The sequence below is a fragment of the Mucilaginibacter sp. P1_A3 genome, assembly GCF_056406855.1.
Map to the genome: position 1 here is coordinate 289,589 of NZ_JBFTZJ010000008.1, position 17,342 is coordinate 306,930.

The following is a 17,342-nucleotide window of genomic DNA, read 5'->3' on the forward strand; positions in this document are numbered from 1 at the left end:
TATTTAATAATTGGCATTGCGTTTGAATATGTATTAATACCCTTCTCAAAGGGTTGTTTTTCATAGGTAGATGTAGGGTCGGAATACTGCGAGAGTCTTCCGACCTTTTTTTATTTATTAAATTTCCGGTCGCTTTTTTTTGCTGTGCCTCCCTCCTTCCGGGCTTTTGAAATCTTTCTTTTCCTGTTAAATGATTGCAAAATTTAACCAAATAGAAAATTACTCTATTTCAGAGTAAACTAATTGTCAACATTTTACAAACCGATGAGTTTTTATAAGCGTATGTCCATTTATAAACGAAACTAATCGAATCATTAAAACACTACTTCTATGAAAACAGAATCACAAGAAAGCATATCTGGTGCAAATATGGCCCGCAGGTCGTTTTTGCGCTATGCAGGTGTGGGGGTTGCATCGGCAGGTCTTTTGGCTACCGCGGCATGCCACAAAGATCACAAAATAATTACCTCCAAAGGTATTGATATCGGTGCAACCGGCGATCTGGCCATTCTTAATTATGCTTACGCATTAGAGCAGCTGGAGGCCGCGTTTTATACACAGGTGATATTAACCCCTTACTCCGGAATTTCATCAAACGAAAAAGAGTTGTTAACCAGCATCCGCGATCACGAAATTTTGCACCGCGAGTTTTTTAAAGCGGCATTAGGCGGTAACGCTATTCCTGGTTTAACGGTTGATTTTAGCAGCATTGATTTTACTAACCGTGCTAAAGTTCTTGGTGCAGCCAAAGCATTTGAAGATACGGGCGTTACAGCTTACGATGGCGCTGGGTATCTTATTAAAGATGCGGCTTACCTCACGTTGGCCGGTAAAATTGTATCTGTTGAGGCAAGGCATGCCGCTTTAATAAGCAACCTGATAACCAGGGGCTCATTTGCAGCTACCGATCAGGTGGATGGTAATGGCTTAAACAAATCAGCAACCATTGCCCAGGTATTGGCCATTGCCAATACATACCTTAAAACAAAAGTGAGTGCATCAAATTACAGTTACGTAGCAGCTTAACCCCAACGCCATGAATTTATTTAACATAATAGAGGAAATAGAAAAAATTGATCCGGAATTCAACGATAGGTTGAACCCACGCAGGGCCGCGATCAAAAACATAACCAGCTTTGGTTCAAAAGTGGCCCTGGCTGCCATGCCCTTTGCTTTAGGTACTATGATAAAAAGAGCGTATGCTGATACTATGGCACCATCGGTGGTTGAGGTATTAAATTATGCGCTTACCTTGGAATACCTTGAATCATCGTTTTATAACGCCGGCGTGGCAGCGTCAGGCTTAATCCCTGCTTCTGATACGGCTTATATAGCAGATATACAGGATGATGAAAACAAGCATGTTACATTTTTAAGCTCGGCTATTACCGCTTCGGGCGGTACGCCCGTGGCCAAGCCAACATTTGACTTTACAGCGGGCGGCGGTACCGGTAATGGTCCGTTTAAAGGAGTTTTTACCGCCGGTAACTACACCAGTATTTTCCTGAAAGTAGCGCTTGCATTTGAAGATACCGGGGTGCGTGCATACAAAGGCCAGGCGCCTAATTTGCTGGGGAATAAAGATATTTTAACAGCAGCTTTATCAATTCATGCTGTTGAGGCGCGCCACGCGTCAGCAATTCGGTCCTTATTGGGCGTTACGCCATGGATAACCAGCACAGCATCAAAAGGAAATGATACCGGTGTATCATTGGTTGATGGTAATTATGATGGTGAACAAAATGTGAGCCAGGGCGGTGTAGATGTAACTACTTTAAAAAACGCCAGCGGAGGATCAACATCCGTTGCTGTTGCCACGGCTGCATTTGATGAGCCATTAAGTATGACACAGGTTTTGGCCTTATTATCGGGTACCTTTATCGTGAAGTAACGAACTTTCAATTTTTAATTTTTTTTAAACCGGGCGGCATAGCTTCCCGGTTTTTTTGTGCCGTTTTTATTTGTTTAGGGCCTTAACCCCAAATTTTATCAGATCATCCGGCCTGATAAAGCCAACGGTTCCGTAAACGGCTTTTCCCTTTGAATTAAAAATAATCATGGTAGGATAAGCCTGCAGGCCCCACTGGGCTGCCAGCTGCGGACCGTCGCCTTTTTCCATATCAATAGCCACATTTACAAAATTGTTGTTGTAAAACTCGGCTACTTTATTGTTTTTAAAGGTGGTTGCCTTCAACATTTTACACGGACCGCACCAGGTGGCGTAAGCGTCAACAAAAATATATTTGTTTTTAGCAGCAGCCTGTTTTAAAGCTTCGCCCCAGGAGTTTTCAATAAAATTGATCTGGCCTGATGTTTTTACAGCCTGGGCTTTACCCTTTAATGGATAAAGAAACATAGTTAAAAGTATACAAAGTGTAAGGCCGCGCGCAGGGTTCAAGTATCTCATAATTATTAAGCTGGTATAAAGCAACAATAAAAATAGCACATATAAACCAATAAATCCGGGTTTATATGTGCTATTGATTATAATTTAAAACTGAGCCTTAATTGGCTGGTCTGCGCTCACGTTGCTGTTGCTCCTGTTGTTGTTTTTGCTGAGCCTGTTGTTGCCTCTGGGCTTGTTGTTGTTGAGCGGCCTGTTGTTGGCGTTGAGCCTGCTGCTGTTGAGCCTGCTGCTGCTGAGCCTGCTGTTGTTGGCGTTGCTGAGCTTGCTGCTGCTGCCTTTGAGCATCCTGCTGTTGTTGGCGTTGTTGATTAGCCTGCTGCTGCTGGGCTTGTTGTTGCTGCCTTTGTTGAGCTTGCTGCTGTTGTCTTTGCGCATCCTGCTGTTGCTGGCGTTGTTGATTAGCCTGTTGCTGCTGAGCCTGCTGTTGCTGTCTTTGTTGAGCTTGCTGCTGTTGTCTTTGCGCATCCTGCTGTTGCTGTCTTTGCTGATTAGCCTGTTGCTGCTGCGCCTGCTGTTGCTGCCTTTGTTGGGCTTGCTGTTGCTGTCTTTGAACATCAAGCTGTTGTTGGCGTTGCTGATTAACCTGTTGCCTTTGGGCATCCTGTTGTTGTTTAGCTTGTTGCTGACGTTGAACAGCCTGGTTTTGCTGCTGATCTTGCTGTTGCTTAACCTGCTGCTGCCTTTGGGCATCCTGCTGTTGCTTAGCCTGTTGCTGGCGTTCCTGAACGGCCTGGTTTTGTTGCTGATCCCGCTGTTGCTTAACCTGCTGCTGCTGCCTTTGGGCATCCTGCTGCTGTTTTACCTGTTGCTGACGTTGAGCGGCCTGGTTTTGCTGCTGATCCTGCTGTTGCTTAACCTGCTCCTGCCTTTGGGCATCCTGCTGTTGTTTAGCCTGTTGCTGACGTTGAACAGGCTGGTTTTGCTGCTGATCCTGCTGTTGCTTAACCTGTTGCTGACGCTGCTGAACGGCTTGGTTTTGCTGCTGATCACGCTGTTGCCTGGCTTGATTTTGTTGCTGATCACGCTGTTGTTTAGCTTGCTCAGTTGTTGGTTGGTTATCTGGCCTGGCATTTGGTTGTCCGGGTTGGCCCCCAGCTCTTGCGTTTGGTTGTCCCTGACGATTTTGCTGTTGTGCCGGCCTGTTATTATTAACCTTTACAAATTTAGCATCGTTGCTTTTAGCAACATCTGCTAATCGCGCTGCGTTATTCCGGTTTACAGTTGCTTGTCCGCCTGCACGGTTAGCTATTCCCTGGTTGGGGTTAGCATTCCGGTATTCGGCCGCGTTTATAACCCTTGCAGGCCTTGCATCCTGCGATTTCCTGATCTCCGGGCGATAAATATTTACGGTATTATTTACAATTCTGCCGCCGCCATTGGGCCTGCTATCGTTGCCAATTCTATAAACCGGCACATTATTATTGTGCGTAACATTCCTGATTTCGGCAACCCGCGGACCGGTTACATAGGTGCGGTTATTATAAACATACGTATTGTTGATAACTGTTGTTTGGTTTATAATATTCACTACCCTGGTATGCGGTGCATAGTAGTTATAAACATTAGGACTGTTAATATAAGCCTGTGGCGCGCATACCCAATAAGAATCGGGCACCCTATAGCTGTTACCAAATGATAGGCTGATGCTTATACCCGGTGTTAATGGTGCCCAACCGTAGTAGCCACCACCCCTGCGCCAGCTAACCCAGGCTGGTGCCCATTCATGTCCCGGTATCCATTCCCATCCGTAATAATCATCATAGCGCCAGCGGCCATAGTGAAAAGTAGCCCATCCCCAGGGGTAATCAGATACCCAGGTATTACCATAATCGGTAACTACCCAGTGCCCGCGCGATGCATAGGGCCTAAAGCCATCTTCAACATCTGGTACCCAAACATTACCATACTGAGGGTCATCAACCCAGGTACCATAAGGTGCGAGGTTATCATAAAACTCCTGGTCAGATACATAGCCCCCATCCTGGGCTTTACTTTTATTGGGCGCGGCAAGCATTATTAAAAATGCTATTAAACCTAAGCCGCATATTTTATTTATATATTTCATTTTTCTTTAGGATTATATAGTCGATACTAAGTGTATGACGAGACAAAGTATAAAACGTTTAACTCAAAAATTGTTTTAAAGGGCCAATATTGTTTATGCTTGGTTTACAGGGGCTAAACAATTTTTTATTTATACTTTGTGCCTGCTATCTTAAAATTTAAATAATTTTACTTTTTATTATAAAGCTACAGTTATGAGCACAGTAAATATTCCACGTCTTGATCTTGATAATTACATAAACGGCAGTACTGCCGATCGTAAGCAGTTTTCTGACGATATTGGTAGAGCCTTTAATGAAACCGGTTTCGTTACCATAACCAATCATGGCTTAAGCAAACAATTGATAGATGAGCTTTATGAGCAGGTTAAAACCCTGTTTGCTTTGCCAGATGCTGTAAAGCAAAAATATGAGATCCCTGGCCTGGCTGGTCAGCGTGGCTATACCGGTAAAGGGAAAGAAACCGCGAAAGGCTTTAAAACACCCGATTTGAAGGAGTTTTGGCAAATAGGCCAAACCGTTACCGATGGTGACCCGATTAAAGATATTTACCCCGATAACGTGGCGGTTGATGAATTGCCATCATTTAACACTACCACGCTGGAGGTTTATAAAAAGCTGGAAACCGCGGGCAAACACCTGTTACAGGCCATCTCGGTTTATTTAAACCTGCCCGAAAATTATTTTGACGATAAGGTACACAACGGAAACTCTATCCTGCGTACGCTGCATTACTTCCCGATAACCGACCCTGATTCGGTACCTGATGACGCGGTACGTGCCGGTGCGCATGAGGATATCAACCTCATTACCCTGCTTATTGGCGCCAGTGCCGATGGTTTGGAGCTGCTTACCCGCGAAGGCGCATGGTTCCCGGTAAAGGCACATGGTGAAGATTTGGTAGTAAACGTTGGCGATATGCTGCAACGCTTAACCAATAACAAATTGAAATCGACCACGCATCGTGTGGTGAACCCACCGCGCGAGCTGATGAAATATTCCCGTTTTTCGGTACCGTTTTTCCTGCACCCAAAATCGGGAATGGATTTAACAAGCCTGGATTCATGTATTGACGAGCAGCACCCTAAGCTATATACCGATATTACCGCCGGCGAATATTTGGATGAGCGATTGAGAGAGATTGGTTTGAAAATGTAAAATAATAAAAGCCCTTTCCTTGACGGAGAGGGCTTTTTGATAAACCAATTTATTTCATGACAGACATATCTAATAATTCTGATAGAGGATCGTTTAATGAGGACTTTTGTTTGCACCTAGAATACCATTTGAGCCGCACCTTTGGAAATTCAACAGATCAAAGGCTGTATGGGTTTTGGTGCGACGGTGTTCAGATGCCATACAACGAATACCAACTATCCATCAGAAATATTAGCATCTTAAAAAAGATCGAAACAAAGGCATGGATAGGAGCTAACGGGCAAGACATTTATAATATGACTATAAAGTTCGGTCCGGAATCACGTGCAAAATATGCTGAAGGCCAAAGTATAAAAGACTGCCTGCCCAGCGAGCACCTGTTTGACTGGGTGACAATTGATATCGACGAAGCTATGATTGAATTGAAATTGCTATAAACAGTAATCTTAACCTAATGGCTTACTTAGCCAACACAGCCTTGCCGCTAACCCTATCTTCGGCCCCCTGCCTCCTCTTATACAAAACAAAAACACCTGTAGCCAGCAACCCAATTACGCCCTCAATAAAAACCGCTTGCCTTGGGCCGCGCTCATTGGCCAGCCAGCCTACTAAAAGACTGCCAACGGGTATCATTCCCTGGTAAGCCATTACATAATAGCTTATAGCCCTTGCGCGCATGGCCGGTATTGCATGTGTTTGTATATAGGTATTGATAGCCGAGGTTTGCGCCATCATCCCCACGCCGGTAAAACCCATAAATATTAAAGCAAAAGACAGTTTGCCTGCATAAGCCACCATTAACACGCTTGATCCAAAAATGAGGCTTGCGGTAATGATGATCTTTACCAGGTTTTTACCTGTTTTTAAATTGGCCAGGTAAACTGCGCTGATCACAGATCCTACACCGGCTGCGCTTTCAAACCAGCTGAAAGTTTTGGCATCGCCGTTAAAAATATCTTTTGCAAAAATGGGCATTAGGGTATTAAAGGGGATAACAAATAAGCTGCTTATGGTAAGCATCAGGATCAGGCTGCTCAGGTCACGGTCGCCGGATACATATTTAAAGCCATCCTGGAGTTCGGCCCAGATACCTTTTTGCGGTTTGCCTATCACGGTGGTATTCAACTTCATCATAAACAAGCAGGCCAGCACGGGTATGTAGCTTAAAAAGTTGCCGAAGAAACAAAAGTCCTCTCCAAAAGTGCTTAAAACAATACCTGCGACTGCGGGGCCTGCTATACGTGCAAAATTGGTCATGGTAGAGTTTAGCGCTATGGCATTGGGCAAATCAGCTTTATCTTCAACCATTTCTACCATGATAGATTGGCGGCAGGTTACATCAAAGGCGTTGATGATTCCCTGAACCAGGCTTAGGCCAATAATGGCGGGGATATTATAAAACTTAAATAATATTAAAAAGGCCAATGCCCCTGCCTGCAACATAGATACAACCTGGGTAATAACCAATATGCGGTAGCGGTTATGCCTGTCAACAATGCTACCTGCATATGGTGCCAGGATTAGTGAGGGGATTAAACTAACAAAGCTAACTATCCCCAGTAATACTGCCGAGCCGGTAAGCCTGTAAACCAGCCAGCTCACTGCTGTTTTCTGCATCCAGGTACCGATGAGTGATATAGACTGACCGTAAAAAAACAACTTGAAATTACGGTATTTGAGAGAGCGGAAAATGTTCATTTATTCATTCATAACACAAGCAAATTCAGGGGAGACCTTAATGTAAGACTATTGAAATTGTTTATGATGCAAATATCCGCAATGATGATATATTTGTAAAATAGATTGTTTTAATCAAAATGATCGGTAAAAACGATTGATTATGGAACTTAGACAGTTACAATATTTTGTTAAGGCTGCCGAAACGATGAACTTCACAGAAGCTGCCGCGGCTGTATTTATTACCCAAAGCACCCTATCCCAACAAATAAAGCAACTGGAAGATGAGTTAGGAATGCTTTTGTTTGACAGAATAGGCCGGCATGTGCGTATTACAGAAGCCGGGCATATATTTTTAACCCATGCAACTAAAATACTCAACGACGTACAAAAAGGAAAGCAGGCCATTACGGAGTTAAACAATGCAGCTACCGGCGAATTAAATTTAGGGGTATCTTATGCCTTTACTTCGTTGTTGTTACCGGCCCTTGCGCCATTCTCAAATAAATATCCCGGTATAAAGATCTTTATCACTTATGGCAGTCCAGAGGAATTGGAAAAAAAACTCAGGCTGGCCGAGCTGGATATGATCCTGGCATTTCACAACCAGTCTGACGATGAAGACCTGGAAATGCAGGTTCTTTTCAATTCCAGTATTGTTATGGTGGTTGCTAAAGATAACCCGCTGGCTAAGCTCGAAAAAATTAGTTTGGAAGAGTTGGCCCAACAAGAGCTGATATTGCCCGGTAAAGGCTTTAGTTCCCGCGAGTTCATTAACGGCTTGTTTTACAAAGGTAAGATCGCTCCAAATATCAGGATCGAGCTGAATGATATGCACTCCTTATTATCACTGATTCAAAACGGCCATTGGGCAACAGTGCTTAATGAAAAAGCCTTAATAGGCTGGGATAAGGTTGTAGCTGTTCCTATAGCGGCCAAAGGCATCAAACGGCAATCCTATATCCTTTGGCAAAAAGGAGTTTACCGCAAAAAAGCAGCTATTTTATTTATTGAACAGTTGGTAGAGGTTATGGGGCATGAGTAGTGGTCCGGTTGGTACATGTTTTTCATCTGCTGGGGTGGTACTCCTCTGGAGCACAAAACAATAGCGTGTATTTTTCTACAAAGCTTTTGATCCTCTGGATCAGCTATAGTGTGAGCATATCTTTTTTATTCTCATACTGTATTTAGAAAACGATGTCATCGAACGAGGTACGAGGAGAAATCTTATGCAACTTTCATGCAAGCTGTGCACATCAGCTTAGCATCTGGTGTGATTTTTTCGATAGAAGTGTGATAGTTTACCCGAAGGATCAAAAGGCTATGAACAGCCAAAATTTATGAGATTGGATTAGCGATTTGATTGATCCAGAGGATCAAAAGCTTTGTAGAAAATCATAAAAAAAAATTTGGTGCCCCAGAGGGGAACCACCATTCTTAAAAAAATCAACCGCGTTATTATTGCTTATTTTTAGTATCATTGGTAAACAAGCCTTAATGATACAATTTATCCGTAAAAACCACCACGCCACCATAATTTATAGCCTGCTGCTAACGGTGGTATTGCTTTTATGCTTTATGGTTGGCTCAAAGGTGTTCAGCATGCTTACCGTTCAAAGTTTATCAATGGATACCCGGTTTGTGGTAAGCCGGTTGGCATTTTGGTTATGTTTTGCTGTTATTTACTGGTACGTTTTAAACAAAGAAAAACAACCTCTTTTATTATGGGGAGAGAAGCGCTATTCGATAGGCTTTTCTATCCTGTCTATTTTCGCAATTTTGCTGATCATACTGATAGGCGCCATAATAATTGCCCTGCCAATTAAATTATGGGGTACGCTTAAAGTAAGCAATGCCATGTTATTGATGCTTAAATTAAGTTTTCCGGCTAAATTATTTGGTGTTTTTACTGCGGGGGTATTGGAAGAATTAATTTTCAGGGGATACATGATACCGCGGCTGCAGCTATTTTTTAAAAACCAGCATTTACCTATAATAATGAGCGCGGTGCTTTTCGGCTTATTACATGCAGGTTATGGTACTATAATAAATGTATTAATACCTGTATGGATCGGCTTGGTTTTTGGCTACCATTACTATAAATACCGTAACTTAAAAATGCTGATCATTTGCCATATTTTAATGGACTATAACGCATTAATAGGGTTTTTCCACATTAAGCATTAAAGAGGGTTTACTTTTTCATCTCGTCCGTAATTGCCCGTAAAAATTCATTTACATGCTGGGAACCTATAATATAAACCATGCCGTCTCTATCGGTTAAATGAATGGCATCATTACCGGCAGCATAAAAACGGATAGTACCTTTGGTATGCAGGTTATAAACCGGGTTATTAAACAGGTAGCGACTATATAATCCTTTTTCGACTTTTACAATGCCATTAAGATCAATTTTTACAACGCGGGCAGTCCATAAGCCGCTCAGGCGGATGCTTTTATTTTCAACAGTAGTGCTATAATGCAGCAGGAAACCCATAATGATGGATATGATGATAATAGCGAAGCCAACTACCACCAACAAATCGCCGTTGCGCTCACGCTCGTCGGTAAAAAAGTAGGCTGCAAAACAAAACATGGCCAAAACCAGGCGTATGGTAATTGGGATAAATTCGCGGCCCAGGTATTGCTTTTCTACAAAAACAGTTTTTTCGCTCGTCATAATTTGTACAATTCGAATATAGTAACTTTTTTAGTGTTATTGTTTACTTTATACCTTTCATCGGGCCGGTAACCTGCCACCCAAATTATATCGCCGTTGCCATTTACCAGGATGGGTACTTCCTCCTTTTGATGCAAGGATAATTTCTGGTTGATAAAATAATCGCTCAGTTTTTTTCGTCCTTTCATCCCCAGCGGGTAAAAATAATCGCCCTCCTGCCAGGCCCGTACCATAAGCGGATATACCAGCAAAGCCGCGTCAACTGATGTGGCCAGTGGGTTATCTTTTATAATCAGCGGGCTATCGTCATGTAGTAAATTAAGCTTATATGTGCCATAATAAACCTCATGCTCCTGCTCAAATATACTTACCGGTTCCAGTACCCCGGTTTTCTTTTGTTTGATGATCAGCCTTTCGCGATCAAGTACCAACAAAAATCCCGTTGATTCAAAGATTCGGCCCGAATGCTTGTCCAGTACCGATAGCACATCATCAACGGTGGTTTCATTAAAACCGTATTCCTGTAATAATTTAAACAGGAGCAAACGCGCGGGGCTTAATTTTTTAACCTCATCAATAAGCAAAAATATTTCATCGGTGCCCCATTGCAACAGCGTTTTCTTTAACTCAGCAACCTGGTTATCTAACAGGAGTTCCAGATCTCTGAAATGTTTCAGATTGTTTTCGAACGTTTTTTCAAGCGATGGGTTAAGCTCCTTTAGTTTGGGGATAACCTCAAGCCTTATTTTATTGCGGGCATATTTTGCAGAAACGTTTGAGCTGTCTTCCACATAATCTAATTTGTTATCGGCAATAAAGGTGGCTATTTCTTCGCGCTTTAAAAATAACAGCGGGCGCACCAGCATACCGTTTTTAGGTAATATGCCATGTAAGCCGGCAATGCCGGTTCCGCGGGTAAGGTTTAACAATATTGTTTCAATCGCATCGTTTTGGTGGTGTGCAAGAGCAATGGCCTGGTAGCCTGATTGCTGGCATAAAGTATCAAACCATTGGTAACGCAAATCGCGGGCGGCCATCTGGATAGATATTTTATGTTCGGCGGCATATGCTATGGTATCAAAATTGATGGTATGAAAAGGTACCCGCAGTTTATTAGCCAGGTTATTGCAAAACTCCTGATCGCGCAGGGCTTCGTTGCTCCGTAACTGAAAATTACAGTGGGCAATGCTGAAATTAATTCCCGCGGCTTTTAACAAGTGAGTCATTAAAACAGAATCCATACCACCGCTTACAGCAGCCAAAACCTTGCTGCCTGGGGCAAACAAGGCATTTTGTTCAATAAAATTAACAAACTGGGTAACTGGTAGCATTCATCAAAATTATTAATTTAATAACCCCAACAAAAAACTAATTTTGCCACAGTGAGAAAATATGTTTTAAGCTTTTTGTTATTGATGATGGCGGCCACCGTTATGGGGCAAAAAAAATCAATTGTAAACCTGATACAATCAGCAAGCAGCACTGGCACAAAGATAAATGGCCGCGATGTTATCAAGGTTTATAAAGGGGTTTTTAAACAGGATTTTTCAATCCTGCGATCAGATAGTGCCTATTTTTATCCGCAGGATAATGCCTTTGATGCTTTTAGTAATGTAAACATTAACCAGGGCGATACGCTGAATATCTATTCGGACAAGTTAAACTATAACGGGAATACAAAAATTGCCATCTTAACTAATAATGTTAAAATGGTGGATAAGGATGCTACACTTACTACCGATTATCTCACTTACAACACCGCAACACGGATAGGAACTTATACCGGCGGCGGCAAGCTTATTAATAAGGATAATGTACTTACCAGTAAAAACGGCTACTACTTTGCCTTTTCGCGCGATTCATATTTTCGTTATGATGTGGTTTTAACAACGGTGGATGCTGTTATTAAAACCGATACCATGAAGTACAATACAGGTACCCGGATTGCCTATTTTTATGGGCCTACCAATATTTATGGCAAAAAGGACAAAGATACTTTGTATACCGAGAACGGCCTGTACAATACCGTAACGGAACAAGCTTTTTTTGGCAAAAAAAACCAGTATAAACAAGGCACAAAATCATTAAAAGGTGATAGTTTGTTTTACGATAAGCTGAAAGGATATGGCCGGGCAGTTAAAAACATCACCTTTATTGATAGGGAGCAAAAAATAACCATGAAAGGCGATTTGGCCACTTACTTTAAGGCCGATGAGCGCACCGTGGTTACTAAAAACGCCTACATGGTATTGGTTACCGAACAAAAAGATACCACCAAAACAGACTCGGTGCCTCCCCCGATGCCGCTTACCACCAAAAACAAAGCACTAAAGGCGCCAGCCAATACCATGAAGATAACCAACATGGCAAACCTGGCTGGGCAGGTTAAACCTAATGGCATTGTGTCAAAAAAAGATTCCGCTAAAATTGATTCGTCGGTACGCAAGTTGGCAGTAAGCAATAAAACCATTACGCCGGGCCAGGTAAAAAGCGCTATGGAGCTGGCAAATATGGCGGAGAAACTGAAGCCTAACCTCAACAAAAAAGATTCGACCAAAATTGATTCCGTAATACGAAAAGCAGCAGCCCTGGCTAAAAATATTAAACCGGCTGATGCCCAAAAGAAGATTGCCAGTTTAGCACAGGTAGCTGCAGCGGTTAAACCCGGCAGGGATACAAAAAACATAAAGGCCCCGGCCGATACCGCCAAGTCAGGAAAAGTAAAACGAGATTCCGTTTACATGACGGCCGATACGCTGGAAACCCAGATAATGACTTATAAAAACCTGAAGCTTTACCAGGAAAAGCAACGCCAGGCCTATGCTTACGTTCGTGATACATCGGCGGCAGCAAGGAAACAGATAGTTGAGATTAAGAAACTATCAAAGGTATTGGTAGCGCGCAGGCTTTCTATACCTAAGGATACCACTTATAGGCACACCGATTATTTTGGGCATCCCAAGGTGATAGTAGATTCGGCGCAAATAAAAAAAGATAAGGTAACGGCTGTAAGAAAAGCAAAGCAGGATAGTATACGTACCGAAGAAATTAAACGCGACCCGGTATTTGCCCAACGCGAAATTAATTTGAAAGATACCGCCCGCGTAAGGATCCTGATAGCGCACCACAACGCTAAATTATTTAAATCGGATCTGCAGGGTAAGGCCGACTCAATTTTTTACAGTAACAGTGATTCAACCATCAGGTGCTATGTGAAACCCATGTTTTGGACCCAGGGCTCGCAACTATCTGGCGACACGATATATGTACAAATGCGGAACAAAAAGATGGATAATATGGAGCTGTTTCCATCGGCATTTATTGTAAACCTTGAAAAGAACGATTCACTGCATTTTAACCAGATGGGTGGTAAAAAAATGCGCGGCTTTTTTAAAGATGATAAGCTGGATAAGATGTACACCGTTGGCAATGCCGAAAGCATATACTTTAAACGGGATAGTGTGAGCAACACGGTGGAGGGAATGCAGCGATCCCTCAGCAGCCGTATGGTGGTTTCATTCAGGAAGAGTAAACTTACCAATATTCGCCTCCAAACTAAACCCGAGAATAGGTATCTGCCCATTAAAAAAGTAGTGGATGATGATAAAATCCTAAAAGGTTTTATCTGGAAACCTAAGGACAGGCCAATATCAAAGGAGTCTATCATTTCGCCGCACAAAACAACCGATGTAAAGCTGACGGGAGGTAAGTCGCCGGCAAAAGGCAAACCGGGTGTGCCTGTAACCAAGCCTGCAAAAGGCACAGCTGCCGATAGTTTGAAAAAGCCATCATTAATGGGTAAGGATAGTTTGCTTAAAGTGGATACTACCAAACAGAAGACTATTAAAACGGTAAAAGACACGGTGGCTAAAACGCCGCCCGCTAAATTGCCAGAGCCGGTTAAAGCGGTAAAGGATACGGTTAAAAGCCCCGCTAAAAAACCTGGGCAGCAGAACTAATCCTTTTTATATTTTGTGCCCTCAGGGTCTCTCGATAGAGAACCCTCAATGCTATTAAGTTAATGAGTTTCTCCCCCAGCGGGGGAATAGCTTTGTAGCAAAAAAACAAAAATGAAACTCCGTGCCAGAGGTACGGAACCTTAGGTAGCGTACCTCTGGTACGCAAAAGACAATTTATTTATGTTTTTCTACAAAGCTTTTGCTCCTCTGGAGCAATCCATCACTCTCCTAACTTAATAGCATTGAGAGGACCCTGAGGGGATAGCAAAGCCTGGACAACAGAATTAGCCCTTTTTATCTTTAGCCTTTATTTTATACTTCTCCAGCTTTTTTTGCACGTAACTCTGCCTTCGGTTGCCGGCTTCTGATATCGTAACCGAATCGGAAAACTGGCTGATGGTTTTAGGAACCCCTATTCGCTGAGATCCGTAAATACCAGAGTGCCCACTAAAAAAGTAAGCCGTGAAACAAGCCACCGCGAAGAATAGCGCGTATTGGCTGCCAAAAAGCTCAATCCCCATAAAAGTACAGGCCAATGGTGTATTGGTGGCACCTGCGAAAACTGCGATAAAACCCAATGCGGCGAAAAGGCTAACCGGCGCATCCATTATCACGGATAAGGTATTGCCCAGGGTGGCTCCAATATAAAACAAGGGCGTAACCTCGCCACCTTTAAAGCCGGTTGCAAGCGTAGTTGTAGTATAGATAGTTTTCCACAGCCAGCTCCAGGTATTGGCGCCGCCTGCGTTAAAGGCAGATGGAATGGTGACAGCGCCAGCATGTTCAGGGTCGATGCCGAGGCTCAGGTAATCGGGTTTGCCCAGCAAGGCAGTTAAGCCAATGATGATTAAGCCGCCAATTACCGGAATAAGCCAGGGTTTACGAACGCGTTTTACGAAAAACGCTTTAATTCCGTGAACCATGTAGGCAAATAAGTAACTGGCTAAACCAAAGGCAACAGATGCAATAATGATTTTTACCAGGAGTAAAAAATCAAAGGACGTATAGGTTGAATACCAATGGGTTGTGCCCGCGAAAGTATCAATATGATACGCTGTATGGTGAATACCCCATGTAGCAACAGTAATATCGCCAAAAATACCGGCTATTAAACAGGGTAATAGTGCGTTGTATTGTATGCGGCCGATAGTTAAAACTTCCATGGCGAATATGGCCCCGGTGAGTGGTGTACCAAATACTGCCCCAAAACCTGCGGCAATACCTGCAATTAATACAATGCTGGTGTCGGCTTCATTCAGTTTAAACCAATGTGCAAAGGCCTGGGCTATGCTGCCGCCAATTTGTACCGCTGTGCCCTCGCGCCCTGCCGACCCACCAAACAGGTGGGTAATAATAGTGGTGATCAATACAACCGGCGCCATACGTTTTGGTACACCGCATCCCGGCTGATGTATTTCATCTATGATCAGGTTGTTCCCTTTTTCGGATGATCCGCCGAATAGTTTGTATATAAAGTAAATAGCAATACCCGCCACAGGCAAAAAGTATAACAGGTAAGGATGTTGAAACCTGAAATGGATGGCCCAGTTAAGCAGCCATAAAAACAAGGCCACCATACTGCCAATGGCAATTGCAATGGGAATGATGAGGAGTGTCCACCTCATCAGGTTTTTCACTATCGAAAAATGCTCTGACAGGAATGCTTTATCGTTCATTTTATGGCGATGCTAATTTAGTTTTAAAATTGATTGATTGTTAACGATGCAGAGAAACTTCAATACAGAAATATTGATGCCGGATACCTTAAATGATATTGAATGGGAGAAAGGAAAAACGCGCTGTATTAAACGGCGGAGTGTCTTTAAAATGGATTTGATCAGAAGTTTTTTCACCTACAAAAAATTAGCGCGGAATAAATTCCACTGGTTAATTATTGTAGGCGCCATCAGCTTTTTAGGGCGGTTAAATAGGAAGACACCATTTCCTTAAAACAAATATAGAAAAAACTATTGAATTGGTTTCTGTATAAATCTGCGCGGGTACCACAGAAAGTTTTATACAAGCTCGAAATAATCTTTAATTTCAGCCCATGATACAAACCGAACTGCATCTGCGCAAAAAAGTAAAAACCTGGGTTATTGTATTCATCATCGGTTTGGTATTAAGTGGCGTTACGGCTTTCCCAATTGAAAGCGAACTGGCGTTTTTTGCAGCACACGCCAATATATTTCCATCCTTTATGCATGATTGGTTAATAAAGGTTTACCTGGCGGTAAAAACAACCAATGAAAACTATCCCTATTTGAGTTATGGTACCGATTGGCTGGCATTTGGCCACCTGGTTATTGCCACAGTGTTCATCGGCCCGTTAAAAGATCCGGTTAAAAATATCTGGATAATCCAGTTCGGGATGATAGCCTGTGTTATGGTGTTCCCGTTGGCATTTATTGCAGGACCAATCCGGGGAATCCCCATTTACTGGCGTTGTATCGATTGCTGTTTCGGCATCTTTGGTTTTATCCCGCTGTATATTTGTTATCGCGATATTAAAAAGATAGCAGCCTTAACTTCCTGAACGGCGTAAATTGGCCAGCGGTTTTGAACTGGCAATATTAGGTGCTCCTATTCCGGCTGGTGGCGAATGCAAATTGCCCTGATTTATTTTATTTAAAATATACTGCACTATAATTCTTCCCATTTTTTGCTTCCCGGCGGTTGAAAGATGGCTGTTGTTACGATACAATATCTTATGTTTTTGATAGTTATCGCATACCAGGTTAAAGGGGACCACAATGGCAGAATCCTGCAGGTGGGTGTCTTTTAAAACTTCACTTACCTGCTTGCGGTAATCATCCAAATTTCCGGTGCTGCCATTATCAATAATTAATGAGCTTACCTCATTGCGCACTTTTTTTAATATTCCTAAACTATCGGTAACCTCCTTGAAACCAAAATCTGGCATGGTTACAAAAACCGGCTCAATATTGTTTTTTGCCAAATCGCCGATGATAAGCGAACTGTAATAGGCATAAAACTTTGCACCCATTTCACCCGCTGCATCACTTGTTCCGGCCAAAATTATACAGTAATCAAGGTTATGATGCAGTATCTCACTGCTTGAATAAGGTGTACCCGGTCCGGCATATAAATTGTCATAAATATCTTTCGTTTTTGCCTCCGGCTCGCCAAAGGAAATGACCTCCGTTTTTATACCGCGCCTTAAAAACTCATCGCTTATGATGGTATCCAATGAAATGCCGGTTGCCCAGCTATCGCCGATGATCCCTATCCGTAAAGTATTGTTCTTGTGCCGTTTTTCGGGTACCGATGCATATCTTTTCTCTAAGGCATATCGCTTGTTAAAATAATACCCCAGTCCTACAGCAACAAAGGCTACAGCTAACAGCACTAACTTAACAGATCTTTTCATATAATTG

General features: G+C 42.7%; 15 protein-coding genes and 1 riboswitch. Of the genes, 8 read left to right on the top strand and 7 right to left on the bottom strand.

Features of this window, described 5'->3' with window-relative positions; genetic code table 11:
- Positions 1-330: 330 nt before the first annotated feature.
- Positions 331-1,026, top strand: a complete 696-nt coding sequence (locus AC1D0K_RS18745) for a ferritin-like domain-containing protein (RefSeq protein WP_295720630.1) — start codon at positions 331-333, stop codon at positions 1,024-1,026.
- A gap of 10 nt (positions 1,027-1,036) precedes the next feature.
- Positions 1,037-1,891, top strand: coding sequence for a ferritin-like domain-containing protein (locus AC1D0K_RS18750; protein ID WP_295720628.1), 855 nt, complete (start codon positions 1,037-1,039; stop codon positions 1,889-1,891).
- 66 nt (positions 1,892-1,957) lie between these two features.
- On the opposite strand, the gene AC1D0K_RS18755 is transcribed toward AC1D0K_RS18750, so the two are convergent.
- Positions 1,958-2,407, bottom strand: coding sequence for a thioredoxin family protein (locus AC1D0K_RS18755; RefSeq protein WP_477397703.1), 450 nt, complete (start codon positions 2,405-2,407; stop codon positions 1,958-1,960).
- A gap of 97 nt (positions 2,408-2,504) precedes the next feature.
- Positions 2,505-4,472 carry a DUF6600 domain-containing protein gene (locus AC1D0K_RS18760; protein ID WP_477397701.1) on the bottom strand — a complete coding sequence of 656 codons (1,968 nt, stop codon included), beginning with the start codon at positions 4,470-4,472 and terminating at the stop codon, positions 2,505-2,507.
- Positions 4,473-4,665: 193 nt separating this feature from the next.
- Between AC1D0K_RS18760 and AC1D0K_RS18765 the strand changes: the two genes are divergently transcribed.
- Together AC1D0K_RS18765 and AC1D0K_RS18770 are read left to right on the top strand one after the other, a co-directional pair.
- Entirely contained in the window at positions 4,666-5,628 is a 963-nt protein-coding gene (locus tag AC1D0K_RS18765) for an isopenicillin N synthase family dioxygenase (protein ID WP_477397699.1), read from the top strand.
- A gap of 56 nt (positions 5,629-5,684) precedes the next feature.
- Positions 5,685-6,065, top strand: coding sequence for a hypothetical protein (locus AC1D0K_RS18770; RefSeq protein ID WP_477397697.1), 381 nt, complete (start codon positions 5,685-5,687; stop codon positions 6,063-6,065).
- Positions 6,066-6,087: 22 nt separating this feature from the next.
- On the opposite strand, the gene AC1D0K_RS18775 is transcribed toward AC1D0K_RS18770, so the two are convergent.
- Positions 6,088-7,326: an MFS transporter gene (locus AC1D0K_RS18775; RefSeq protein WP_477397694.1), complete on the bottom strand. Its 1,239-nt coding sequence runs from the start codon at positions 7,324-7,326 to the stop codon at positions 6,088-6,090.
- Positions 7,327-7,468: 142 nt separating this feature from the next.
- Between AC1D0K_RS18775 and AC1D0K_RS18780 the strand changes: the two genes are divergently transcribed.
- Both AC1D0K_RS18780 and AC1D0K_RS18785 read left to right on the top strand, forming a co-directional pair.
- A complete protein-coding gene (locus tag AC1D0K_RS18780) occupies positions 7,469-8,350 on the top strand; it encodes a LysR substrate-binding domain-containing protein (RefSeq protein ID WP_477441738.1) in 882 nt (293 codons plus the stop codon).
- A gap of 452 nt (positions 8,351-8,802) precedes the next feature.
- The gene (locus AC1D0K_RS18785; RefSeq protein ID WP_477397690.1) at positions 8,803-9,492 is read left to right on the top strand and encodes a CPBP family intramembrane glutamic endopeptidase; all 690 of its coding nucleotides are present in this window, start codon (positions 8,803-8,805) and stop codon (positions 9,490-9,492) included.
- 7 nt (positions 9,493-9,499) lie between these two features.
- Here the strand turns inward: AC1D0K_RS18785 and AC1D0K_RS18790 are convergent, their stop codons facing one another.
- Together AC1D0K_RS18790 and tilS are read right to left on the bottom strand one after the other, a co-directional pair.
- A complete protein-coding gene (locus AC1D0K_RS18790; protein ID WP_295720614.1) occupies positions 9,500-9,985 on the bottom strand; it encodes a hypothetical protein in 486 nt (161 codons plus the stop codon).
- Positions 9,982-11,316 carry a tRNA lysidine(34) synthetase TilS gene (tilS, locus tag AC1D0K_RS18795; protein WP_477397688.1) on the bottom strand — a complete coding sequence of 445 codons (1,335 nt, stop codon included), beginning with the start codon at positions 11,314-11,316 and terminating at the stop codon, positions 9,982-9,984. The genes AC1D0K_RS18790 and tilS overlap by 4 nt, the downstream gene beginning before the upstream one ends.
- 51 nt (positions 11,317-11,367) lie before the next feature.
- On the opposite strand from tilS, the gene AC1D0K_RS18800 reads away from it, so the two are divergent.
- Entirely contained in the window at positions 11,368-13,944 is a 2,577-nt protein-coding gene (locus tag AC1D0K_RS18800; protein ID WP_477397686.1) for an OstA-like protein, read from the top strand.
- A gap of 284 nt (positions 13,945-14,228) precedes the next feature.
- Here the strand turns inward: AC1D0K_RS18800 and AC1D0K_RS18805 are convergent, their stop codons facing one another.
- Positions 14,229-15,620 carry a voltage-gated chloride channel family protein gene (locus AC1D0K_RS18805; RefSeq protein ID WP_477397684.1) on the bottom strand — a complete coding sequence of 464 codons (1,392 nt, stop codon included), beginning with the start codon at positions 15,618-15,620 and terminating at the stop codon, positions 14,229-14,231.
- Between the two features lie 214 nt (positions 15,621-15,834).
- A riboswitch (Fluoride riboswitch) is annotated at positions 15,835-15,899 on the bottom strand.
- Between the two features lie 95 nt (positions 15,900-15,994).
- On the opposite strand from AC1D0K_RS18805, the gene AC1D0K_RS18810 reads away from it, so the two are divergent.
- Positions 15,995-16,480, top strand: a complete 486-nt coding sequence (locus AC1D0K_RS18810) for a hypothetical protein (RefSeq protein ID WP_477397682.1) — start codon at positions 15,995-15,997, stop codon at positions 16,478-16,480.
- Here AC1D0K_RS18810 and AC1D0K_RS18815 read toward each other — a convergent pair.
- Positions 16,469-17,335 (bottom strand): hypothetical protein, encoded by an 867-nt coding sequence (locus AC1D0K_RS18815; protein WP_477441740.1) that lies wholly within the window; start codon positions 17,333-17,335, stop codon positions 16,469-16,471. The two genes, AC1D0K_RS18810 and AC1D0K_RS18815, sit on opposite strands and share 12 nt — an antisense overlap.
- Between the last annotated feature and the right edge of the window lie 7 nt (positions 17,336-17,342).

What these genes read in the sequence shown, in the direction of transcription:
- AC1D0K_RS18745 (WP_295720630.1), top strand. Translation starts at nt 331, where the DNA reads ATGAAAACAGAATCACAAGAAAGCATATCTGGTGCAAATATGGCCCGC.
- AC1D0K_RS18750 (WP_295720628.1), top strand. Translation starts at nt 1,037, where the DNA reads ATGAATTTATTTAACATAATAGAGGAAATAGAAAAAATTGATCCGGAA.
- AC1D0K_RS18755 (WP_477397703.1), bottom strand. Translation starts at nt 2,407, where the DNA reads ATGAGATACTTGAACCCTGCGCGCGGCCTTACACTTTGTATACTTTTA.
- AC1D0K_RS18760 (WP_477397701.1), bottom strand. Translation starts at nt 4,472, where the DNA reads ATGAAATATATAAATAAAATATGCGGCTTAGGTTTAATAGCATTTTTA.
- AC1D0K_RS18765 (WP_477397699.1), top strand. Translation starts at nt 4,666, where the DNA reads ATGAGCACAGTAAATATTCCACGTCTTGATCTTGATAATTACATAAAC.
- AC1D0K_RS18770 (WP_477397697.1), top strand. Translation starts at nt 5,685, where the DNA reads ATGACAGACATATCTAATAATTCTGATAGAGGATCGTTTAATGAGGAC.
- AC1D0K_RS18775 (WP_477397694.1), bottom strand. Translation starts at nt 7,326, where the DNA reads ATGAACATTTTCCGCTCTCTCAAATACCGTAATTTCAAGTTGTTTTTT.
- AC1D0K_RS18780 (WP_477441738.1), top strand. Translation starts at nt 7,469, where the DNA reads ATGGAACTTAGACAGTTACAATATTTTGTTAAGGCTGCCGAAACGATG.
- AC1D0K_RS18785 (WP_477397690.1), top strand. Translation starts at nt 8,803, where the DNA reads ATGATACAATTTATCCGTAAAAACCACCACGCCACCATAATTTATAGC.
- AC1D0K_RS18790 (WP_295720614.1), bottom strand. Translation starts at nt 9,985, where the DNA reads ATGACGAGCGAAAAAACTGTTTTTGTAGAAAAGCAATACCTGGGCCGC.
- tilS (WP_477397688.1), bottom strand. Translation starts at nt 11,316, where the DNA reads ATGCTACCAGTTACCCAGTTTGTTAATTTTATTGAACAAAATGCCTTG.
- AC1D0K_RS18805 (WP_477397684.1), bottom strand. Translation starts at nt 15,620, where the DNA reads ATGAACGATAAAGCATTCCTGTCAGAGCATTTTTCGATAGTGAAAAAC.
- AC1D0K_RS18810 (WP_477397682.1), top strand. Translation starts at nt 15,995, where the DNA reads ATGATACAAACCGAACTGCATCTGCGCAAAAAAGTAAAAACCTGGGTT.
- AC1D0K_RS18815 (WP_477441740.1), bottom strand. Translation starts at nt 17,335, where the DNA reads ATGAAAAGATCTGTTAAGTTAGTGCTGTTAGCTGTAGCCTTTGTTGCT.